Annotated in this window: 21 protein-coding genes; 12 read left to right on the forward strand and 9 right to left on the reverse strand. The window is 68.4% G+C overall.

Going from position 1 to position 18342, the window contains the following annotated elements; translation table 11 throughout:
• From sctJ to CFB43_RS24680, 3 genes are all read right to left on the reverse strand, one after another.
• Positions 1-783, reverse strand: a complete 783-nt coding sequence (gene sctJ / locus CFB43_RS24670) for a type III secretion system inner membrane ring lipoprotein SctJ (protein WP_089496959.1) — start codon at positions 781-783, stop codon at positions 1-3.
• Positions 784-855: 72 nt separating this feature from the next.
• Complete coding sequence (locus CFB43_RS24675; protein WP_046547815.1) at positions 856-1248, reverse strand: type III secretion protein HrpB2; 393 nt, start codon at positions 1246-1248, stop codon at positions 856-858.
• 18 nt (positions 1249-1266) lie between these two features.
• The gene (locus CFB43_RS24680; RefSeq protein ID WP_089496960.1) at positions 1267-1839 is read right to left on the reverse strand and encodes an HrpB1 family type III secretion system apparatus protein; all 573 of its coding nucleotides are present in this window, start codon (positions 1837-1839) and stop codon (positions 1267-1269) included.
• A gap of 311 nt (positions 1840-2150) precedes the next feature.
• Between CFB43_RS24680 and sctU the strand changes: the two genes are divergently transcribed.
• The 11 genes from sctU (at position 2151) to CFB43_RS24735 (ending at position 11378) form a co-directional block, all read left to right on the forward strand.
• Positions 2151-3212, forward strand: a complete 1062-nt coding sequence (sctU, locus tag CFB43_RS24685) for a type III secretion system export apparatus subunit SctU (RefSeq protein WP_089496961.1) — start codon at positions 2151-2153, stop codon at positions 3210-3212.
• An 8-nt stretch (positions 3213-3220) separates the two neighbouring features.
• Positions 3221-5314: a type III secretion system export apparatus subunit SctV gene (gene sctV, locus CFB43_RS24690; RefSeq protein WP_089496962.1), complete on the forward strand. Its 2094-nt coding sequence runs from the start codon at positions 3221-3223 to the stop codon at positions 5312-5314.
• Positions 5315-5323: 9 nt separating this feature from the next.
• On the forward strand, positions 5324-5974 hold the full coding sequence (gene sctP / locus CFB43_RS24695) for a type III secretion system protein SctP (RefSeq protein WP_089496963.1): 651 nt from the start codon (positions 5324-5326) through the stop codon (positions 5972-5974).
• 80 nt (positions 5975-6054) lie between these two features.
• Entirely contained in the window at positions 6055-7221 is a 1167-nt protein-coding gene (sctQ, locus tag CFB43_RS24700; RefSeq protein ID WP_089496964.1) for a type III secretion system cytoplasmic ring protein SctQ, read from the forward strand.
• A complete protein-coding gene (sctR, locus tag CFB43_RS24705) occupies positions 7205-7855 on the forward strand; it encodes a type III secretion system export apparatus subunit SctR (protein ID WP_089458202.1) in 651 nt (216 codons plus the stop codon). The genes sctQ and sctR overlap by 17 nt, the downstream gene beginning before the upstream one ends.
• Positions 7856-7866: 11 nt before the next feature.
• Entirely contained in the window at positions 7867-8130 is a 264-nt protein-coding gene (sctS, locus tag CFB43_RS24710) for a type III secretion system export apparatus subunit SctS (protein WP_046547810.1), read from the forward strand.
• Between the two features lie 12 nt (positions 8131-8142).
• Positions 8143-8967 (forward strand): hypothetical protein, encoded by an 825-nt coding sequence (locus CFB43_RS24715; protein ID WP_089496965.1) that lies wholly within the window; start codon positions 8143-8145, stop codon positions 8965-8967.
• A 164-nt stretch (positions 8968-9131) separates the two neighbouring features.
• Entirely contained in the window at positions 9132-10241 is a 1110-nt protein-coding gene (locus CFB43_RS24720; protein ID WP_144023106.1) for a secretion protein, read from the forward strand.
• A gap of 30 nt (positions 10242-10271) precedes the next feature.
• On the forward strand, positions 10272-10502 hold the full coding sequence (locus CFB43_RS24725) for a hypothetical protein (RefSeq protein WP_046547808.1): 231 nt from the start codon (positions 10272-10274) through the stop codon (positions 10500-10502).
• Between the two features lie 93 nt (positions 10503-10595).
• Positions 10596-10799, forward strand: coding sequence for a hypothetical protein (locus CFB43_RS24730; RefSeq protein WP_046547807.1), 204 nt, complete (start codon positions 10596-10598; stop codon positions 10797-10799).
• 123 nt (positions 10800-10922) lie between these two features.
• Complete coding sequence (locus CFB43_RS24735) at positions 10923-11378, forward strand: CesT family type III secretion system chaperone (RefSeq protein ID WP_046547806.1); 456 nt, start codon at positions 10923-10925, stop codon at positions 11376-11378.
• Between the two features lie 49 nt (positions 11379-11427).
• Here the strand turns inward: CFB43_RS24735 and CFB43_RS24740 are convergent, their stop codons facing one another.
• Complete coding sequence (locus CFB43_RS24740; protein WP_089458199.1) at positions 11428-12282, reverse strand: methionyl-tRNA formyltransferase; 855 nt, start codon at positions 12280-12282, stop codon at positions 11428-11430.
• Between the two features lie 223 nt (positions 12283-12505).
• Between CFB43_RS24740 and CFB43_RS24745 the strand changes: the two genes are divergently transcribed.
• Positions 12506-13135: a GNAT family N-acetyltransferase gene (locus tag CFB43_RS24745; RefSeq protein ID WP_089496967.1), complete on the forward strand. Its 630-nt coding sequence runs from the start codon at positions 12506-12508 to the stop codon at positions 13133-13135.
• 37 nt (positions 13136-13172) lie between these two features.
• Here the strand turns inward: CFB43_RS24745 and CFB43_RS24750 are convergent, their stop codons facing one another.
• The 5 genes from CFB43_RS24750 to CFB43_RS24770 all read right to left on the reverse strand — a co-directional run bounded on the left by CFB43_RS24750 (position 13173) and on the right by CFB43_RS24770 (position 18174).
• Positions 13173-13604: an outer membrane protein assembly factor BamE gene (locus tag CFB43_RS24750; RefSeq protein ID WP_179254895.1), complete on the reverse strand. Its 432-nt coding sequence runs from the start codon at positions 13602-13604 to the stop codon at positions 13173-13175.
• Positions 13605-13662: 58 nt separating this feature from the next.
• Complete coding sequence (locus CFB43_RS24755; protein WP_089496969.1) at positions 13663-14922, reverse strand: hypothetical protein; 1260 nt, start codon at positions 14920-14922, stop codon at positions 13663-13665.
• Between the two features lie 106 nt (positions 14923-15028).
• On the reverse strand, positions 15029-15826 hold the full coding sequence (locus tag CFB43_RS24760; protein ID WP_089496970.1) for a response regulator transcription factor: 798 nt from the start codon (positions 15824-15826) through the stop codon (positions 15029-15031).
• Positions 15827-16505: 679 nt separating this feature from the next.
• Positions 16506-16979 (reverse strand): GNAT family N-acetyltransferase, encoded by a 474-nt coding sequence (locus tag CFB43_RS24765; protein ID WP_046548532.1) that lies wholly within the window; start codon positions 16977-16979, stop codon positions 16506-16508.
• A 103-nt stretch (positions 16980-17082) separates the two neighbouring features.
• Positions 17083-18174: a hypothetical protein gene (locus tag CFB43_RS24770; RefSeq protein ID WP_089496971.1), complete on the reverse strand. Its 1092-nt coding sequence runs from the start codon at positions 18172-18174 to the stop codon at positions 17083-17085.
• Positions 18175-18342 lie beyond the last annotated feature (168 nt).

Below are 18342 nucleotides of genomic sequence, written 5' to 3' on the forward strand. Positions count from 1 at the left end.
CTACGGCTCCTTGCGGGCCGGCCGGAAGCGCCCGGCAAAGGCGTCGAGCCAGCCCTGCAGCGGCGGTGCGCCGCGTGTCAAGCCGAACCGGTACGCGGCGAAGCCCGCGCCCGCCAGCAGGGCCGCGACGGCGGCGCCGAGCGCGATCATCCACCACGGGCTCGACACGGGGGGCGGCGCTTTCGACAGCTCGACCGGATCGGCCGCGACCGTCGTGACGCTCACGTGGTCGTAGGTCAGCCCTTCGACGCTGTGCATCACGAGCGTCTTGATCTGCGGGATCAGCGTGTTGATGTCGGCGTCCGGCCGGTATTTGATGAACACGGCGGCGGACGACGGCTTGATGTCCTGCGCGAGCGGGTCGTTGTTCGGCAGCACGATCTGCACGCGCGCGACGAGCACGCCGTCGATCTTCGACAGCGTCGACGACAGCTCCTGCGAGATGCCGTACACGAAGCGCACGCGCTCCTCGGTCGGCGTCGATACGAGGCCGTCCTTCTTGAACAGTTCGCCGAGGTCGTTGAACTTGCTGTGCGGCAGCCCGCGCGAGCGCAGGACCTCCATCGCGCGCACGACCTGCGCGTCGTCGACGTCCAGCGTCCAGTTCTTGCCGCCGTCCGGGCTGTCCTTGCTCGCGGACACGCCCTGCTCCAGCAGCGCGACGAGCATCTCGTTCGCGTCCTGCTCGGTGAGACTGCCGTACAGCTCCTTCTTGCATCCGCCGAGCAGCGCGATGCACAGCGCGACGACCGCAATGCGCGCCGCGCGACGATTAGACTTCATGAGATTTGCCACCCGCCCTTCGGGCACTGCCGTTCGCGACGTTCCGCTCCGCACGCCGGCGGACCGCGGGGCTCATTGGTTCTTCATCAGCGTCTGCACCGACGACTTCGACGATTCCGCGAGGCTCATCTTGACCTGCATGTTCATCTGCATGCTGGTCATCTCGTACATCATCTGGATCGTGCGCTGGGTCATCTCCGTCATCGACATGCCCGGCAGGTCGGCCGTCAGCTTGCCGACATCCTCGATCGTGTGCCGGAACTGCACGTCCTGCGCCTCGATCGCTTTCGATACCGACGACGACAGATGGCTGCCCGCGTGCTCGGGCGGCGCCATCGGCGCGCGGGCCATCAGCGCCGTGAACTTGTCGCCGAGCTCGGTCGTCGCGGGGGACGCGGCTGCGGGCGTCGCCGCCGTTGCGTCGAGGGCGGCCGGTGCGAGCTGGCTGACGGGGTCGATGGACATCTCGGTGCCTCCTCTGAATCACGCGCGCAGGAAGGCGCCGCCGTGGAACATCTCGGCCGCCGGCGCGGGGGCGTGCGGCACGGTGTCCTGCGGTGCGTCGGTGCGTGCGCCGGCTTCCTCGAGCGACGCCGGTGCGACGAACGGCTGGCCCGGACGATGCTCGCGGATCGCGCGATCGACCTCGTCCTTCACTTCGAGCGCCCGCACCAGTGCGCGCGTGTCCTTGTTGTGCGGATCGTCCGCGAGCGCCTCGGTCGCGATCTGCCGCCACGACGGGTCGCCCATCGACGACAGCGAGAACGCCAGCAGCGCCTTCGCATAGCCGAACTGCGGACGCATCTCGATGACCCGCAGCAGGACCTGGTTCGCTTCCTGCCACTGTCCCTTCGCCATGCGAAGGAGGCCGTCCAGCGCATCGATCTCGACCACACGCGGGCGCAGCAGCCGCAGCGCGTCGATCACCTGCTCGATGTCGAACAGGTCGACGGGCGTATTCGGGAAATTGTCCAGCAGCGCCACGGAGACGGTCTCGATCAGCCCGCCAATGAATTCCGGGCTGCAGTTCAGGTACTCCGGCGTGTCTACGGTCATGGCAATGCACTCCTGCGATGAGAGGAAAACGGTCCGGCCGGTCGTGCGGCGGGCGGCTCGCCGCCGGATGCATGCCGACGTCTGCCAACATAGCAATTCCGCCCCGGCCGGCCGGCGCGCATGCGAAGCCAGCACGCGCGAGGCGAAGCGGGCCCGGTGGGCCGCGCCGGCCGGCCGCTCGCTTCGGCACGCGCCGCGCCGCTTCGCATCGCGCCCGCCGGCCGCGTGCGGCGGGCGCTAAGGTCATCGCAGCGGCGTGAATGCGCGCCCCTTTTGATCCGATCCGGCCGAGATGTGCCGCGGGCCCATTCATGAGCGACGAAAAGACCGAACAGCCCACCGACAAGAAACTCGAGGATGCGCGCAAGGACGGCGAAGTCGCGCGCAGCACCGACTTCGCCGACGCGTTGTCGATGGCCGGCGCGCTGATCGCGCTGGTCGCGACGGTGCCGCTCTTTCGCGACGGGCTGCACGAGCTCGTGTCGATCCCGCTGTCGTTCGTCGCGCAGGACCGCACGCTGGAGCGCATGCACGCCGACCTGTTCCGGCTCGGCGCCACCGCGCTGAAGCTGATCGTGCCATGCGTGTTCGCCGCCGCGCTGGCGTCCACGGCCGGCTCCGTCGCGCAAGCGGGCTTCCGCATCGCGACCAAGCCGGTCACGCCGAACCTGCAGACGGTGAATCCGGCGAGCGGCATCAAGCGGATCTTTTCCGCGAAGAGCCTGATCGACTGCGCGAAGATGGTCGTCAAGGCGATCATCCTCGGCTGGGTGATGTGGCAGTCGATCAAGTGGCTGTTCCCGCTCGTGGTCGGCTCGATCTACCAGCCGCTCGGCGGACTGTCGCTGATGTTCTGGGACATGCTGGCGAAGCTCGGCGCGATCTCCGTCGGCATCTTCCTGCTGGTCGGCGCCGTCGACATCAAGCTGCAGCGCTTCCTGTTCATCAAGAAGATGAAGATGAGCAAGGACGAGGTGAAGCGCGAGCACAAGGAGCAGGAAGGCAGTCCCGAACTCAAGGGCGAGCGCCGCCGCCTCGCGCGCGAGCTGGCGAGCACGCCGCCGAAGCCGCGCGTCGGCCTGGCCAACGTGCTGGTCGTCAATCCGACCCACTTCGCGGTCGCGGTGCGCTATGCGCCCGACGAACACCCGCTGCCCGTCGTGATCGCGAAGGGCATGGATGCGGACGCGGCATCGCTGCGGCGCGCGGCCCGCGACGCGGGCGTGCCGATCATCGGCAACCCGCCCGTCGCGCGCGCGCTGTACAAGGTCACGCTGAACCAGCCGATACCGGAAGAGCTGTTCGAGACGGTCGCCGCGATCCTGCGCTGGGTCGACGCGATCGGCTCGCCCTCCACCCCACCCCTTCACTGAGCGTTCCGATGTTCAAGGCCCTCAAGTTCCCGGCAGGCGGCGAAATCGGCATCGCGCTGCTGGTGACCGCGATCATCTCGCTGATGATCCTGCCGCTACCGCCCGAGCTGATCGACATCCTGCTCGCGATCAACATCACGATCAGCGTCACGCTGCTGATGGTCACGATGTACGTGCCGGACATCGTGTCGCTGTCCGCGTTTCCATCGCTGCTGCTGTTCACGACGCTCTACCGGCTGTCGCTGAACATTGCGTCCACCAAGTCGATCCTGCTGCACGCCGAGGCCGGCCACATCATCGACAGCTTCGGCAAGCTGGTGGTGGGCGGCAACCTCGTCGTCGGGCTGGTCGTGTTCATCATCATCACGACCGTGCAGTTCATCGTGATCGCGAAAGGCTCGGAGCGCGTGGCCGAGGTCGGCGCGCGCTTCACGCTCGACGCGATGCCGGGCAAGCAGATGAGCATCGACGCCGACCTGCGCGCGAACCTGCTGAGCCCCGAGGAGGCGCGCCACCGCCGCGCGACGCTGGCCATCGAGAGCCAGTTGCACGGCGGGATGGACGGCGCGATGAAGTTCGTGAAAGGCGATGCGATCGCCGGCCTGCTGATCACGACCATCAACATCGTCGCGGGCATCGCGGTCGGGGTCGCCTATCACGGCATGAGCGCGGGCGAAGCGGCGAACCGCTTCTCGGTGCTGTCGGTCGGCGATGCGATGGTGTCGCAGATTCCGTCGCTGCTGCTGTCGGTCGCGGCCGGCGTGATGATCACGCGGGTCGCGGACGAGCGCAGCCACAAGCCGCGCTCGCTCGGCGAGGAAATCGGCCGCCAGCTCGGCTCGAGTTCGCGCGCGCTGTATTTCGCCGCGCTGCTGCTGCTCGGCTTCGCGCTGGTGCCGGGCTTTCCGGTCGTGCTGTTCCTGCTGCTGTCCGCGATCCTCGCGTTCATCGCGTACAAGCTGAACGACCGGCAGCCGCAGCAAGGGCCGGCCCAGGACGGATTGCAGGCGATGCAGCGTTCGGGCGCGAAGGCCGATACGCCCGCGATCATGACGCGGGCGCCGCAGTTCGCCTGCCCGATCGGCGTGCGCGTCGCCCCCGACCTGATGCAGCGGCTGGTGCTGCCGGTGCTCGACAAGTCGTTCGGCGCGGAGCGCGCACGGCTGCAGGAAGAACTGGGGCTGCCGTTTCCCGGCATCACGATGTGGACCCATGCGGGCCTGCCCGCGATGTACGCCGAGATCCTGATTCACGACGTGCCGCATCTGCTGGTCGAGCTGCCGGCCGGCATGGTCATGCTGCCGGAGCCGGAGCGCGTCGCGACGGGCACCCCGCTGTCAGCCGAGGACGTGCAGCAGCGCGACGCGCTGGTGGCGAAGGGCGAATCGCGGCCGCCGATCGATCCCGGCGGGCGGCCGACCCACTGGGTCGACGCACGCGAGGCCCAGGCGCGGATCCCGGCGTGGGGCCCCGAGCAGGTCGTCGCGCACGCGTCGGTCGCGCTGATGCGCCACCATGCGACGCAGTTCCTCGGCATCCAGGAGGTGCAGTGGATCCTGGAGCAGCTCGGCGAGGATCACCCGGGGCTCGTCGCGGAAGTCCAGAAGGTACTGCCGCCGCAGCGGATCGCCGACGTGCTGCGGCGCCTGCTCGAGGAACAGATCTCGATCCGCAACGTGCGGACCATCATGGAAAGCCTGATCGCGTGGGGGCCGAAGGAAAAGGACATGCTGATGCTGACCGAGTACGTGCGGGGCGACCTGTCGCGCTTCATCGCGCATCGCGCGACGCGCGGCCAGCGCACGCTGTCGGCCGTGCTGCTCGACCTGCCGATCGAGCAGCACATCCGGCAGGCGATCAAGCAGACGCCGACCGGCAATTTCCTTGCGCTCGCACCGGACGAGATCGGCCTGCTGATCGACAAGATCCAGGCGGTCGTCGGGCCGCAGCCGACCGACGGCGTCGCGCTGGTCACGTCGATGGACATCCGCCGCTACGTGCGCCGGATGATCGAGGCGAAGCTCGACTGGCTGGCGGTGTACTCGTACCAGGAACTGGGCGAGCACGTCGATCTGCGCCCGATCGGCCGCATCACCGTCTGACGCCGCGCCGTGCCCCGCATCGACAGCCGCGACGCGCGAGCGCTGCCGCCCCCGGACGACGCGCCCCCGCGGACCGCGCGCGGCGCGCGCCGGTTCGACTACGCGGCGCTGCTGGCCACGCGCCGCACCGTGGCGCGCCCGGTATCCGATGCGCCGCCCGCGTCGCGCCAGCAGAACGATCCGTCCGATGAAGCCGATCCGTCGTCCGGCCGTGCGGAGCCGTTCCCGCTGATCTCGAACGAGCGCGACGCGCCCGCTTCCGACCCGGCGCCGACGCCCGCCGAACTGGCCGAATGTCGCGCCATCGCCGCGCGCATCGCCAGCGCCGCCGCACCGATCGCGACGGTCACGCTGCAGGAGCAGCGCGACCACCTCGGGCTGCTCGGCGTGCTGTCGCGCGAGATCGCGGCGTTCTGCGGCGATCCCGCGGTCGCGGCCGGCGGGCAGTGGGAAGCGCACGTCGTGCTGAGCGACCGGATCCTCGCGGCCACCGAACTGCACGTGTCGCTTTCGCATTTCGACCTGCAGCTTCGGTTCGAAACACAGGATCGCGAAGCACGACAGTTACTCTTGGCCCACAGCGTCGCGCTCGAACAGGAACTCGACACGATGCTGCGGGCATGGGGGCAGCCGCGGACCGTCCGTCTCACGGTGTGGTAGCCGGCCCCGCGTGAATTGCCTCGAGCACGACGCCCGGCGGGCGGCCTGCGCGGGCCAACGGCGGCATTTTCCGGCCACGGATGAAACTGATTCGGCATTCGATCACCCCCGGCGACGCGCCGTGCGCGCCGCTCGTCCTGCCGCCGCTCGATCCGGCGCGCGCGCATGCGTCGCGCCGGCTGTTCGATGCGCGCCTGCCGGTGTTCCTGCACGACACGCTCGGCGTGCGCGATTTTCGTTGCGGCTTCGCGGTCGACACGCCGGACCATGCGGACCCGGCCGTCGCGGAGCTGCGGATCGACACGCCGGCCGGCCCCGTGAGCGCGCATCTGCTGCTCGATCTCGAACGCTACCCCGCACTATCGGTCTGCGCGTGGTCCGAGGCCCAGGCTGCCGACCGGCGCACGAGCCCCGAACTGACCCTGCGCAACGCCGTCGCGAACGTGCTGTGCGCGCCGCTGCTGGGTTGTCTCGATACGCTCGGCCTGACCGGCGCGCAGGTCGTCGCGGTCCGGCGCGGCGCGTGGCCGGCGCCGCGCCCGCACAGCGTGACCGTCGCGCTGTCGCTGACGCTGCGCGACCGGCGGCACGACGCGCTCGTGCAGTTGCCGGGCCGTTGCATCGAGTGGCTGGATGCGTGCCTGGCGCGCACCGCGCGCGCCGGCTGGCTTGATGCGTCGCTGCGCGTGCCGGGCAGCCTCGTGCTCGGCGTGAAGGCGCTGTCGATCGACACGCTGCAGAGCTTGCGCGGCGGCGACATCCTGTTGCGCGTGTTCGATCCGTCGCTCGACGCCGCGTGGCTGCACGGCGCCGGCGCCCGTGCGGACCCCGCGCCGCACCCCGTCGCCTTCGCGACCTGGGGCAGCGCGGGCCTCGCGCATGGCCGGGCCGCGGTGGCCGTGCAAACCCGAACGATCACTTTGTTGAAGGAACCCGTGATGACGGAAACCACCGTCCTGAACACGCCGGACGCCGGGCTCGATGCCCCGGATGCCGAGCAAGCCGTCGAAGTGGGCGAACTCGAGCTGCCGGTGCAGTTCGTCGCCGATACCGTCGCGCTGACGATCGACGAGGTGTCGTCGCTCGCGCCCGGCTACGTAATCGAGCTGCCGACCGCGATCGCCGACCTGACGCTCAAGCTCGTCGCGCACGGCCAGGTGATCGGCTACGGCGAACTGGTCGGCATCGGCGAACACGTCGGCATCCGCATTCTCCGCATGGCGCACGAGCATGGTTCAGTACGGTGACCTGTCCGGCCTGCTGCTGATCGTCGTTGCGATCGGCCTGTTGCCGTTCGTCGCGATGGTCGTGACGTCGTACGCGAAGGTGGTCGTCGTTCTGGGCCTGCTGCGCAACGCGCTCGGCGTGCAGCAGGTGCCGCCGAACATGGTGCTCAACGGCATCGCGATCCTCGTGTCGGTGTACGTGATGGCGCCCATCGGCATGATGGCGGCGAAGACGCTGAGCAGCCAGACGATCTCGCCGCAATCGTCGCAGGCCGTGATCCAGGCGGCCGACGCGGCACGCGAGCCGTTCCGGCAGTTCCTCATCAAGCACACGCAGGAGCGCGAGAAGCGCTTTTTCATGCGATCGGCGTCGATCGTGTGGCCGAAGGAGGAGGCGCAGTCGCTGAAGGAAACCGACCTGATCGTGCTCGCGCCGGCCTTCACGCTGACCGAGCTCACCGACGCGTTCAAGATCGGCTTCCTGCTGTACGTGACCTTCATCGTGATCGACCTGATCATCGCGAACGTGCTGTTGTCGATGGGGCTCAACCAGGTGTCGCCGACCAACGTCGCGATCCCGTTCAAGCTGCTGCTGTTCGTCGTGATGGACGGATGGTCGGCGCTGATCCACGGGCTCGTGCTGACCTACAAATGACCGGAGCCGCCATGGACGTCGATTCTCTGGTTCACGCCGCCACCCAGGGCATGCTGCTGTGCCTGACGGTGTCGTTGCCGTTCGTGATCGCGGCCGCCGCGGTCGGGCTCGCCGTGTCGTTCGTCCAGGCGATCACGTCCCTGCAGGACCAGGCGCTGCCGTTCGCGGTCAAGCTGATCGCCGTGACGATCGTGCTGGTGATCGCCGCCCCGCTGTCGTGCGCCGCGATCCTGCATTTCGCGAACGAGATGATGCGAACGGCGTTTCCCAACTGACGCGAGGCCGCGATGACACGTATCGGACCCCACTCCGCCGCACTCGCCCAGCAGGCGGCGGCCGCGCACCGGAAGTCGGCGAAACCGTCGCGCACGAAGCCGGCCGGGCAATTCGCGACGCTGTATCGCGGCACGCGCTTCGCGCAGGGCGGCATGCAGGCACAGCAGAATGCCGCGCAGATGCAGCGCGCGAAGAAAATGGCCGCGCGGCTCGCCCGGCGCCGCCGCACCGCACGCGGCAAACGTGGCGCCGGTTCGCTCGACGGAGCGGACGGCGCCGACACCGCCGGGGAACCGCCGGAACTCGAGGTATCCGGCGACGAGCACGAACGCCGGGGCGGAAACGGCGGCGGGCGCGACAGCCAGGGCGACGAGCAGGACGATGCGAACGAAATGGAACGCGTCGCCACGGCCACGTTCAAGACCGGCCGCAGGCCCACGGCCGGGCCGGCCGCGTCGACGCGCGCCGCGGAATCGCCACCTGCCCCTGCGCCCGGCCTCGATCCGCGCGCGCTGCGCGACGCGTGCGCCCGCGAACTGCTCGCGCTGCCACGCGCGCTCGCCGCGCAGCCGGGTGCCGGCGTCGCCGCGCACGTGCACGCGTGGTCGGCGCGCTGGCTGCGCGTGCAGCAGTCCGGCGTCGCGCTGCCCGAGGCCGATCTCGAGATGCTGCGCACGCAGCCGCCGCCGCAGCGGGGGGCGGCACCGCTGCCGGAAGCGGCACGCGACTTCAACGTGCTGGCCGGCCTGCTGCTGCGCCAGTTCGACCGCCCGCGCACACCGCGACAGTCCGCGGACGCGCTCGACACGTTGCGCGCGCTGCGGCGCATGCCGTAGCGCGGTGGCGCCCGATGCTTCGTTCGACACGCGAAGTCTTCGCATCCGGGGCCGGCAGCGCGTTTTTAGCCTCTACATTCACAGCGAGACGGACGAAGCGCGCCCGTCGTGCACGGCACCGCCGATTCGGCATACGGACCTGATATCGATTGAACGCTTCGCTCATGAAACAGCTACGGATACTGACGGGATTCCATGCGGGCGCGATGCTGCAGCTCGCGCCGGGTCAGCATCGGGTTCATGGCGGTGCCGATGCGGATATCCGTCTGACGGACTGGAGCGGCCCGGACGTGACGCTCGACGTCGATCCGTCCGGCGTCGTGCGTGCGATCACGCGTATCGACGCGCCGGAAACCACGCCCGCGGATACCGCGGCCGAACCGGAAACGGTGATCCTGGTCGATTTCGTGCCGATGCGGTTCGGCGAGACGATCCTGTGCGTGGGTCCTGACGACGTGCCGTGGCCGTCGGATCTCGACCTGCTGTCGACGCTGCTGACCCGGCCTGCCGATGCGCGGGTCGATGCCGAGCGGCGCAAGCGGCGACGCTACTACGGCGCACTCGTCGCGTGCATCGCGATCGGCATCGTCGCGGGCACCGCCGTGCTGCTGACCACCGCGCCCGACAGCGAGGCCGCGCTGCGACACGGCGCCGACTACCGGACCACCCGCATCCAGGACGCGCTCGCGGCCGCGCACATGACCGAGCTGCAGGTGCGCACGGTCGGGAACACGAGCGTCGTGACGGGCATGGTCGCCAATCTCGCCGACGATCAGCTCGTCCGCTCGACGCTCGCGAAGATCGCATCGAAGGACGTCGTGCGCAGCTACGACGTCGCGCAGAACGCGGTGCACAGCATCGAGGATTCACTCGGCATCGCGGGCGTGCGCGTCAAGTACCTCGGCAACGGCGAGTTCGCGATCACCGGCACGGTCGACAGCAAGGACGCGCTCGACAAGGCCGTCACGCGCGTGCGCGCCGACCTCGATTCGAACATCCGGCGGCTCGTCGTGCAGGCGGTCGAGCATCCCGGCCACGCCGCGCCCGTGACCGGACAGTATTCGGAGATCGTGTCGTCGGACACGGTGCAGTACACGCAGACGCCCGACGGCGTCAAGCACATCTACATGACGGACGCACCGGCTGATCCGGTGCCGGCGTCCGGCGTGCCGGTCGCCTCCGGCCCGGCGCTGCCGTCCGTCGACAGCAGCACGATCGTGCGCAGCGCGGAGCAGGTGCATGCCGCGCCCCGCCCGGCTGCGCCGGACTCCTGAATTTCAACCGACCTCGACAGGACCACCGACATGTACGAACCGATTACGCCCTACGCCAAGCAGTTCGACAATCTTTCCGCGGTCGTCAGGGATCCGAACGCGGCGCCGACGATCGACGGGATCCAGCGCGCGCTCGCCGAGATCGCTGAGAACGTGAACAACGCCACGCCGGGCGCCGAGATCGACAACCGGAATCGCGCGACGCTTTACCGCGGCCTGCTGGCCGCCACGCGTGTGATCCAGCAGATCCGGCGGGCGTAGCGCGCCCCGCTTCCGTTCTGTTCCGCTGCGGCCCTTGCCGCTCGAGAACGGTTTATCCGCAGTAACCGTCGTCACTTCACAAGGAGAATCACCATGGCAGGCGCATTGGCAGGTGCAGGTGCAGCAGTCGCGAGCATTGAACAATCCACGGCGGCACAGACCGCGATCACGCAGGCGAGCTCGGCGGCAGCCACCGCCCAGGCATCGAACAACGCCCAGCTGAATGCGGCGACGGCGGCAGCCAACGCCACCAATTCGGCAACCGGTTCGCTCAAGGACATCGCGAAGAACCAGTAACGCGCTTCGCACGCCGCACCGCGGCGCCACCGCCGGCGCGACAGGCCAGCCCGACCCGGTCATCCGGCGGGCTCCGGCGCGCCGGCCTCTTCTCATTCCCGCTTTCGTCGCGTCGTCCCGCTCATGAACGATCCCCGCTATCTCGAACTCGTGGCCCAGTTTTGCGCGGTAGTCGGGCTTCACGACGTCGACTACGTGCAGGAAACCGGTTCGGTCGAGGTCGAAGGGTTCGAGGTGCGCCTCGAGCACGTCGAGCGCGACCAGGAGGCGATCTACGCGAACTTCCACTTCGGCACCGTCACGGCGGGCCGCACGCTGCACATTTTCCGGTTGATGCTCGAGGCCAACCTGCTGATCTACGCGCAGGACCAGGCGCAACTCGGCATCGACGCGGACACGGGCTCGATCGTCCTGATCCTGCGGCTGCCCTTCGATCCCGATTTCAGCGGTGCCGATCTCGCGGACCTGCTGGTTCACTATGCCGACCACGGCCGCTACTGGCGGCAGAACATCATCGAGTCGAGCGACGAGATGTTCGAAGGCATCGCTTCCGGCGAATTCTTCTGGCTGCGGGCGTGACCCCGTGACCGGCCGAATCGCGCCGCCCATACGCGCCGCGCGCAGCGGATCACGGCCCGATGTCCGCGCGACGGGCCAGGCTCAGCGCGCTCCATTCGAGCAATGCGACGAAACCGTCCGGCACCGCGATCACATACCGGCGGCCGCTGACGTGCGCGATCGCGCCCGGTTCCCACGCATGCCGTTCGTGCCAGCCGACCGCACGCCGCACGTAGAGCACGCTGCCGCCGACGTGCGCGATGCATTCGTGCAGCCCGTTGGCCCGGACCTGCGTCATCACGCGATCCACCGGCTGCGTGAAATCGAGGGTGCGGTCGGTTTGCGACGGCATCGGCCAATGGCTGCCGCCCGCCTGCGGCACGCGCGCGGCCCACAGCGCGTCGAAGCGGTACGCGACCTGCTGCGCGAGCCGGCAGCCGGCCATCTGCACCTTGAGCTGCAGGCTTTCGTGGCACTCGTCGGCGGCGAGCGCGAAGCGCTCCTGGGCCAGTATTTCGCCGGCGTCGAATTCCGGTGCGATCCGGTGGCAGGTCACGCCCCATTCGCGATGGCCATCCAGGATCGCGCGCATCAGCGGGTACGGGCCGCGCGCCTGCGGCAGCAGCGAAGGATGGAAGTTGATCGCGTGCCGCACGTACGGCGTCCAGTCCGGAATCCGCCAGCCATACCCGGCCACCACCAGCACGTCGCAATCGAGATCGCGCAGCGTGCGCAGCGCGGCTTCGTCGATTCGCGACAGCTGCAGCGGCAGCCCGTGCCGCGTCGCATGCGACACGATCTCCGCATTCGAATTCACACGGTCGTCGGTCACGAAGCTGAACAGCGATACGGGTGTCCATCCGGCGCTCGCGAATGTCTCGAGTACCCCATGAAACAGATCGAATCCTGCGAGTGCGAAACGCATGCGGTATCTCCATCGAGGGAACGGCGGCGGCCGGTGCTGCCTGCCACGCGGCGCCGCGCATCCGCCAGCATGTCACGGCGCACCGCGCTACCCGTGCGGTGCGACGAACCCGGCGCCACCCATGCGAAGACATTCCGTGACGCACGTGCAGGTTCGCGCATTCGCGCCGCGGCGCACGCCATTGCGCAACACTGATCCGACCGATCGATGACGAGCGATCATCATGCGACTGCCCCCGTTGACCCACCTCGAAACCGAATGGCTGATACTTCGCCCGCTGGTGCCCGGCGATGCGCCCGCGCTCTTCGAGCAGATGCTGAGCGACCCCGAAACGATGAAGTACCTGCCGATCGGGCGTCACGGCGATCTCGCGCAAACCCACGCGTATATCGCCGAAGCCCGCCGCGGCTGGCGTAACCGGACGCTGATCCGCTATGTGTGCGAGTGCCGCGCCACCGGGCAGCTCGCGGGCGTGATCGAACTCACCCCCGACCTGCCCGGGGTTCGCCTGTCGGTGATGATCGCGAAGCGCGGCGGCACACGGCGCCGGCGCGCGTGCCTGATGGCGCTGCAGGAACTGCTCGGCTGGCTGCTCGGCCAGCGCGGCGTGCAACGGATCCAAGCGCATTGCGTGGCCGGCAGCCCGGCCGGTCATTGCATCGAGCGCCTGGGTTTCCGCTGCGAAGCGGTGCTGAAACGTCACGAGCCGCAGCCGAATCGCGATCTGGACGCAGCGGACTGCCTGCTTTACGTGTTGACCCGGCACGCTTGTCCAGCCGCGCCGGCGCCCGATGCCGGCACCTGGCTGCGCGACTTGCTGCGCGATTCGTCCGGCGGCCGCGCGCGCCTGTGACGCAGGCGGTGCGCTCCGCCGCGCCGCCTGAGCCGCACTACGGCGCGTCGGCCGGGATCGCCGCCGCGGTCGCGCCCGGCGTCGCGTATTGCGCGCACACCGGGTCTTTCCAGTGCGTCGCCTGGACCAGCCGGTGCGCGTCGAATTGCACCTGGTACTGACACGTCGCGTATTCGCCGGGGCGGCCGGTCGGCAGCTTGAAGAGGTAGTTCCACGCGCGGACGCCGTACGTGCCTTCGCTGAAATGCGGTTCATGAATCAGCAGGTACACCTGGTTCTCGGTGATGCCGGGCACGACCTGCCGCAGGTCGCGCGCACTGACCCGGGCGCCGCCGGCCACCCATGCCGCACCCGGATCGGGGAACACCGGCGTGCCGTTTGCCGCGGAGGGTGCGGGCGTGCTGCAACCCGCGAGCAGCATGCTGCCCAGCAGCGCGATCGCCGCGCCCTGCATCGTGTCGATTCTCATGTCGAAGCGGGTCATCCCCGTCGGTTGGTCGGTTGAAAAGGAACGAGGCGGTGCTCGCTCATGGGCCGCGCCGTGTGCATCCCGCGCGGCAGTGCCAGCGGCAACGCAGGCTGCGGCGATGCGGGCAGCCGGCCGCCGGCGTGCGCGGGCGTCGCTCGTCCAGCCATTCGCGTGCCTGCACCACGAACCGCACGACGTTCACCACGCCGGCGGCTTCGTTGCCCGACGCGACGGACGACGGATCGCCCGCATCCGTGCCGGCACCCGTACCGATGCCGGCTTCGTCCGATGGCACGGACGACCGCGTACGACGGGCGAGCCACCCGCGTTCGACGAGGTTGGCCTCCAGCGCGCGCACGCCCGGCAGCGCCGCGCCGTGCGCGGCCAGCGAACGTCCCGTGGCGGCCGCGAGCGTGCCTGCGCGGCGCACGGTCGCGCTCGCGTAGCGGCCGGCCGTGCCGGCTGCATCGGCGATGACGTCGTGGGCGGAGCGGGCCGTCGGTGCCGCTTCGCCGCGTCGCGCCGTAGGCATTTGCGTCGTGGCGGTGGTGGTGACGGGCAGCGTGGACGCTCGCGGTTCCGTATCGGGCAGTGCATGACCGCGTGCCGGAGTGAACGGCTCGTTTTGCGCGACGGCGCCGGCACCGGCACGCGGTGGCGTTGCGAGTGGCCCTGCCGGTCCGGCAAAAACCGGCGTTCCGGCCAGCCCCCGCACCGTTTCGCCGGCCGCGCCGCCGGCGTGCGGCCCGACGTCGTCCCGACCTGCGGTGTGCAGCGCCGGCTGCGTATCGGCCGCGGATGCCCCGGCGTTACCTGCACCGGACCGAGGAGACAGGTCGCCCTCCGGTGCCGACGGAAGTGGCAGCGCGCCTTCGGGCGCGGCCAGCTCAGGTTCCTGCCGCTGGGCCGTGTCGCCGCCTTCGTCGGGCACGATGCCCGATACCGCGTTGCCACCTGCCTGCGCGCTTCCAGCGAGTGCCGGGCCCGTGCCGGGCGCCACCGGCCCTGTCGCGCCCCCGCGTATGCCGGGCACACCAAGCGCACCGGGCGCACCGGACGCCGTGCGCGGCCACGGTACGCCGTCACGTGCCGGCGCGGGCGCCGTGTCCGCGGGCCGCCCCTGGCCCTGCCCGCCACCGGCCGCGTCCTTCAGTTCCGCGCCCCCGCCGCCGATCACCGCGAGCAGGCTCAGCACGACATCGCCGTCGAGCTGCACCGCATCGCGCGCGGCATCCGGCGTCGCGCCGTCGGGCCCGCGCGTGTCGTCGGTCCGGGCGGCCTCAGTTGCCGTGCGGTGTGATGGAATGTGCGAAGACATGGGAGCGAACCGGGGCGAACGGGATGGCGAGCGCTTCCATCCGGCGAAGCCACGGCAGGCAACGTGCCCCGGCTCGATCGATCGTCGCGCGTGCCCGTGTCATGCGTCAGCGCCCGGCGGCCGCGTGCCGCGCGACCGGCGCATCGATGTCGTCGGCATACGCCGGCACCGGCATCGTCGTGCGTTGCCGTACCGGCGCGACGCGGTGTTCGCTCGTCTGGATGAAGATGCGGTAGCCGACGGCATACATCGTGCGCAGGTAGACGCCGTGCTCGCCGTTCAGGCTGAGCTTCTTGCGCAGCTTGTAGATGTGCTGTTCGAGCGAGCGGCTGACGACGTCCTCCGGGCTGCCCCACACCGTCCGTGCGATCTCGCCGCGGGCGACGTACTTGTCGAACTGCGAGAACAGCATCCACGCGATCGCGAACTCGCGCGACGTGAGCCGGATCACGTCGCCGGCCACGCTGACCGCCGACGCGTGGCGATCCAGCCGGTACGGGCCGCACGTCAAGCGTTCGCGGTCCACGCTGCTGCGCGTGCACTGGAGCCGGCGGCTGGTCAGGCGCAGACGCAGCAACAGTTCCGGCAGGCTGATCGGCGCGAGCACGATCTCGTCCGTTTCGTAGTCCAGCAGGTCCACGGCGTCCATGCTGTCGCCCGGCGAGCAGATCAGGATCAGCGGCGCGCGCTGGACGCCGTGGCACGCGCGATGGACGAGCACGGGATGCTGCGGATCGATGCCCCGCTCCATGCTGATCAGGATCGCATCGAACTCGCGACGCGTGAGCGCGCGGGCGAAGGTCGTTTCGTCGTCGAACCGGTCGACGGCGATGCCGTTCGCGGCGAGATGGCTGCAGATTGCATCGCGCCGCGTCATGTCTTTGGAGAAAACCGCAAGATTCATTATCAGCTCGTTCCCTGTATGAGCAGGCAGGAAAGGCGTCGTCCATGCCGGCCGGCGGGCGGCTTCATGCGAGGAGCGATGTCATGGTTCCGACTGCGGCAACTGGATGCTCCGGCGACGGCGACGGGCTGCATCGTCGAAGGCGGATGCGATGAATGCTACATACGACCCTGGGCAAGGGAGCCGGATCGGTAAACGGAGAATGTCAGGCGAAATCAGCGGAATACGCCGCAGCTATACGCAAATGGCGTCACCTGAAAAATAGCCACGTGGGAAACATTGGTATTGATTTTCAATGCCATTCCCATCATTGAATTCGCTTGAATTCGTTTAGCTTAATCGGTAAACAAATCAATGAAAAATGAGTTGATCGTGTCGCGCAAATTGTTATGCGGACCCCAGGAAAACCGCAATGCGATGAGATTATGCTGCATCCGGCAAACTTTCGTATTGCGCTTATCTGTAACGAATTGTCAATGAGGCTTCCCTTGCTGATTTCACCTTGATTTGTTTATCTTGATGTGTAAACAAATTAATATCGACCGATTGCGCTGGCGACAATCTTTTATGTCGATTCGATTAAATCCGCAATGATTCCATTGTGTCGATTTATGCCGATTTTTCATGAAGTGCGCCTTCCATTCATCGCGCGTCGATTGATGGTATCGGTTCACCCGTTTCAAGGCACGACCGCTTCCGGTTGTGCGAGGTCGCGGTTCATCGCCGCCAGGTAGCGGCCGTCGAGGAACCGGCACTCGTGTTTCAGCATGCCGTAGAGGATGAAGTCGGTCCGGTCGGACGCCCCCTCGCGAATCACCCCTTCGCGCCGGAAGCCGAGATTTTCGTCGAGCCGCTGCGCGGCCGGGTTGTCGGCGCGGACGTAGCCGCTGATCCGGTTGCAGCGCAACAGGATGAACGGGAAGCGGAACGCCGCGCAGACGAATCCGGGCGTGATGACGTGCGGCGAGCCGGCCACCGCGAAATGCATCGCCACGTTGGGGCCGTTGTAGGCCTGATACACGACGCCGGCCACGAGTCGGCCATCTTTCTCGAGGCCGATCGCGTCGTCGTAGTTGGGGTAACGCGCTTCCCCCGTCAAGGACGCTACGAACTGCATCACGTCCTCGCTTCGATCCAGAATGAGCCGTCTCATGCCAATTGCGAGTGCCATGCGGCGAGGCGCGTCGCGCCCGCCGCGTCGTCCGTCGTATCCGGGCCGGCGGATTGCCGCTGCCGGTCCGGCCGTGCCCGCTGCGTCAGACGGTGACCGTCTGCCCCTGCGGATCCACCGGTCCCAGCCCCAACTGGCTGAGTTTTTCGACTTCCTTGCCGGTCGCCGCATCCTGCGCTTCGCCCTGGCTGCCGCGCAGGTCGCCCGCCGACACGCTGACATCGGACGCGTCGATCGTTTCGCGGCCCTGCGGCTGATGCTTCCCGTTCGTCGAGCCGGTGTTCAGGATCTCGGCTGCGGTGCTCTTGCCGCTGTCGAACGTGACCGAGCCGTCCGCGTTCTGCTTGCCGATGCTCTTGCCGCTCTTGTCGTAGATATTGCCCTGATCGTCCATCTGCACCTGCACCGTGCCCTTGTCGGTGCTCAGCTTCACGTTGTGCAGCCCCTGGCCGGCCTGCCCGGAGCCGCCCAGGCCGACCGGTAGCCCGCCGTTCGCATACGGCGAGTTGCCCGATGGCGGCACGCTGCCATTCGGCGACGCGCCGTCGCCGAGCGTGATCGTGATGGTCTGGCCGCCGGTCGGCGCATTGCCCATGCCGAAGTTGGCGTTCTGGCCGCCACCGGGCACGCTGTTGCCGCCGTTCGCGTTGTACCCGCCGTTATTTTGCGGGTAGCTCACCGGGATCGTCGAACCGGCGTCCGGGCTGCCGTTTCCGTTGCCGTTCGGGCCGCGGAGATCGCCCGCCGACACGCTGACGTCGGACGCATCCATCGTTTCACGGCCTTGCGGCTGGTGCTTGCCGTTCGCCGAGCCGGTATTCAGGATTTCGGCCTCGGGGCTCTTGCCGCTGTCGAAGGTGAACGAGCCGTCCGGGTTCTGCTTGCCGATGCTCTTGCCGCTCTTGTCGTAGAGGTTGCCCTGGCTGTCCATCTGCACCTGCACGGTACCCTTGTCCGAGCTCAGCTTGACGTTGTGCAGCCCCTGGCCCGCGCCACCGAGGCCGTTCACGCCACCGTTACCGCCGGCCGGCGGCTTCAGGAGCGCGGCCAGCGAACCGGCGTCCAGCGTGAGGTTCACCGGCTGATTCGCCGACGATGCACCATTGGCGCCTGAATTGCCGAAGTCGGTCGGCGTGGTCGTCGACGGACTGACGGTAATCGTGATATTCGCGGCCATATCGGACACTCCTGTCTTTGATTGGAAGTATTTACCCGGCTTGCATTCCGTGCGGTCAATATAGGTGAGTGGATGACCCGACACGGGAACCGGCACGTATCGACGCGCATAAATACGAAGCGAAATATCGATTGCAACGCGTCATAATTACCTGACTCAAAATCGCGA

This window comes from Burkholderia sp. AU15512, from assembly GCF_002223325.1.
Taxonomy (GTDB): domain Bacteria; phylum Pseudomonadota; class Gammaproteobacteria; order Burkholderiales; family Burkholderiaceae; genus Burkholderia.

Excerpts from the sequence above, each read along its gene's own strand:
- sctJ (WP_089496959.1), bottom strand. The coding sequence starts at position 783 with ATGAAGTCTAATCGTCGCGCGGCGCGCATTGCGGTCGTCGCGCTGTGC.
- CFB43_RS24675 (WP_046547815.1), bottom strand. The coding sequence starts at position 1,248 with ATGTCCATCGACCCCGTCAGCCAGCTCGCACCGGCCGCCCTCGACGCA.
- CFB43_RS24680 (WP_089496960.1), bottom strand. The coding sequence starts at position 1,839 with ATGACCGTAGACACGCCGGAGTACCTGAACTGCAGCCCGGAATTCATT.
- sctU (WP_089496961.1), top strand. The coding sequence starts at position 2,151 with ATGAGCGACGAAAAGACCGAACAGCCCACCGACAAGAAACTCGAGGAT.
- sctV (WP_089496962.1), top strand. The coding sequence starts at position 3,221 with ATGTTCAAGGCCCTCAAGTTCCCGGCAGGCGGCGAAATCGGCATCGCG.
- sctQ (WP_089496964.1), top strand. The coding sequence starts at position 6,055 with ATGAAACTGATTCGGCATTCGATCACCCCCGGCGACGCGCCGTGCGCG.
- sctR (WP_089458202.1), top strand. The coding sequence starts at position 7,205 with ATGGTTCAGTACGGTGACCTGTCCGGCCTGCTGCTGATCGTCGTTGCG.
- sctS (WP_046547810.1), top strand. The coding sequence starts at position 7,867 with ATGGACGTCGATTCTCTGGTTCACGCCGCCACCCAGGGCATGCTGCTG.
- CFB43_RS24715 (WP_089496965.1), top strand. The coding sequence starts at position 8,143 with ATGACACGTATCGGACCCCACTCCGCCGCACTCGCCCAGCAGGCGGCG.
- CFB43_RS24720 (WP_144023106.1), top strand. The coding sequence starts at position 9,132 with ATGAAACAGCTACGGATACTGACGGGATTCCATGCGGGCGCGATGCTG.
- CFB43_RS24725 (WP_046547808.1), top strand. The coding sequence starts at position 10,272 with ATGTACGAACCGATTACGCCCTACGCCAAGCAGTTCGACAATCTTTCC.
- CFB43_RS24730 (WP_046547807.1), top strand. The coding sequence starts at position 10,596 with ATGGCAGGCGCATTGGCAGGTGCAGGTGCAGCAGTCGCGAGCATTGAA.
- CFB43_RS24735 (WP_046547806.1), top strand. The coding sequence starts at position 10,923 with ATGAACGATCCCCGCTATCTCGAACTCGTGGCCCAGTTTTGCGCGGTA.
- CFB43_RS24740 (WP_089458199.1), bottom strand. The coding sequence starts at position 12,282 with ATGCGTTTCGCACTCGCAGGATTCGATCTGTTTCATGGGGTACTCGAG.
- CFB43_RS24745 (WP_089496967.1), top strand. The coding sequence starts at position 12,506 with ATGCGACTGCCCCCGTTGACCCACCTCGAAACCGAATGGCTGATACTT.
- CFB43_RS24750 (WP_179254895.1), bottom strand. The coding sequence starts at position 13,604 with ATGAGAATCGACACGATGCAGGGCGCGGCGATCGCGCTGCTGGGCAGC.
- CFB43_RS24755 (WP_089496969.1), bottom strand. The coding sequence starts at position 14,922 with ATGTCTTCGCACATTCCATCACACCGCACGGCAACTGAGGCCGCCCGG.
- CFB43_RS24760 (WP_089496970.1), bottom strand. The coding sequence starts at position 15,826 with ATGAATCTTGCGGTTTTCTCCAAAGACATGACGCGGCGCGATGCAATC.
- CFB43_RS24765 (WP_046548532.1), bottom strand. The coding sequence starts at position 16,979 with ATGAGACGGCTCATTCTGGATCGAAGCGAGGACGTGATGCAGTTCGTA.
- CFB43_RS24770 (WP_089496971.1), bottom strand. The coding sequence starts at position 18,174 with ATGGCCGCGAATATCACGATTACCGTCAGTCCGTCGACGACCACGCCG.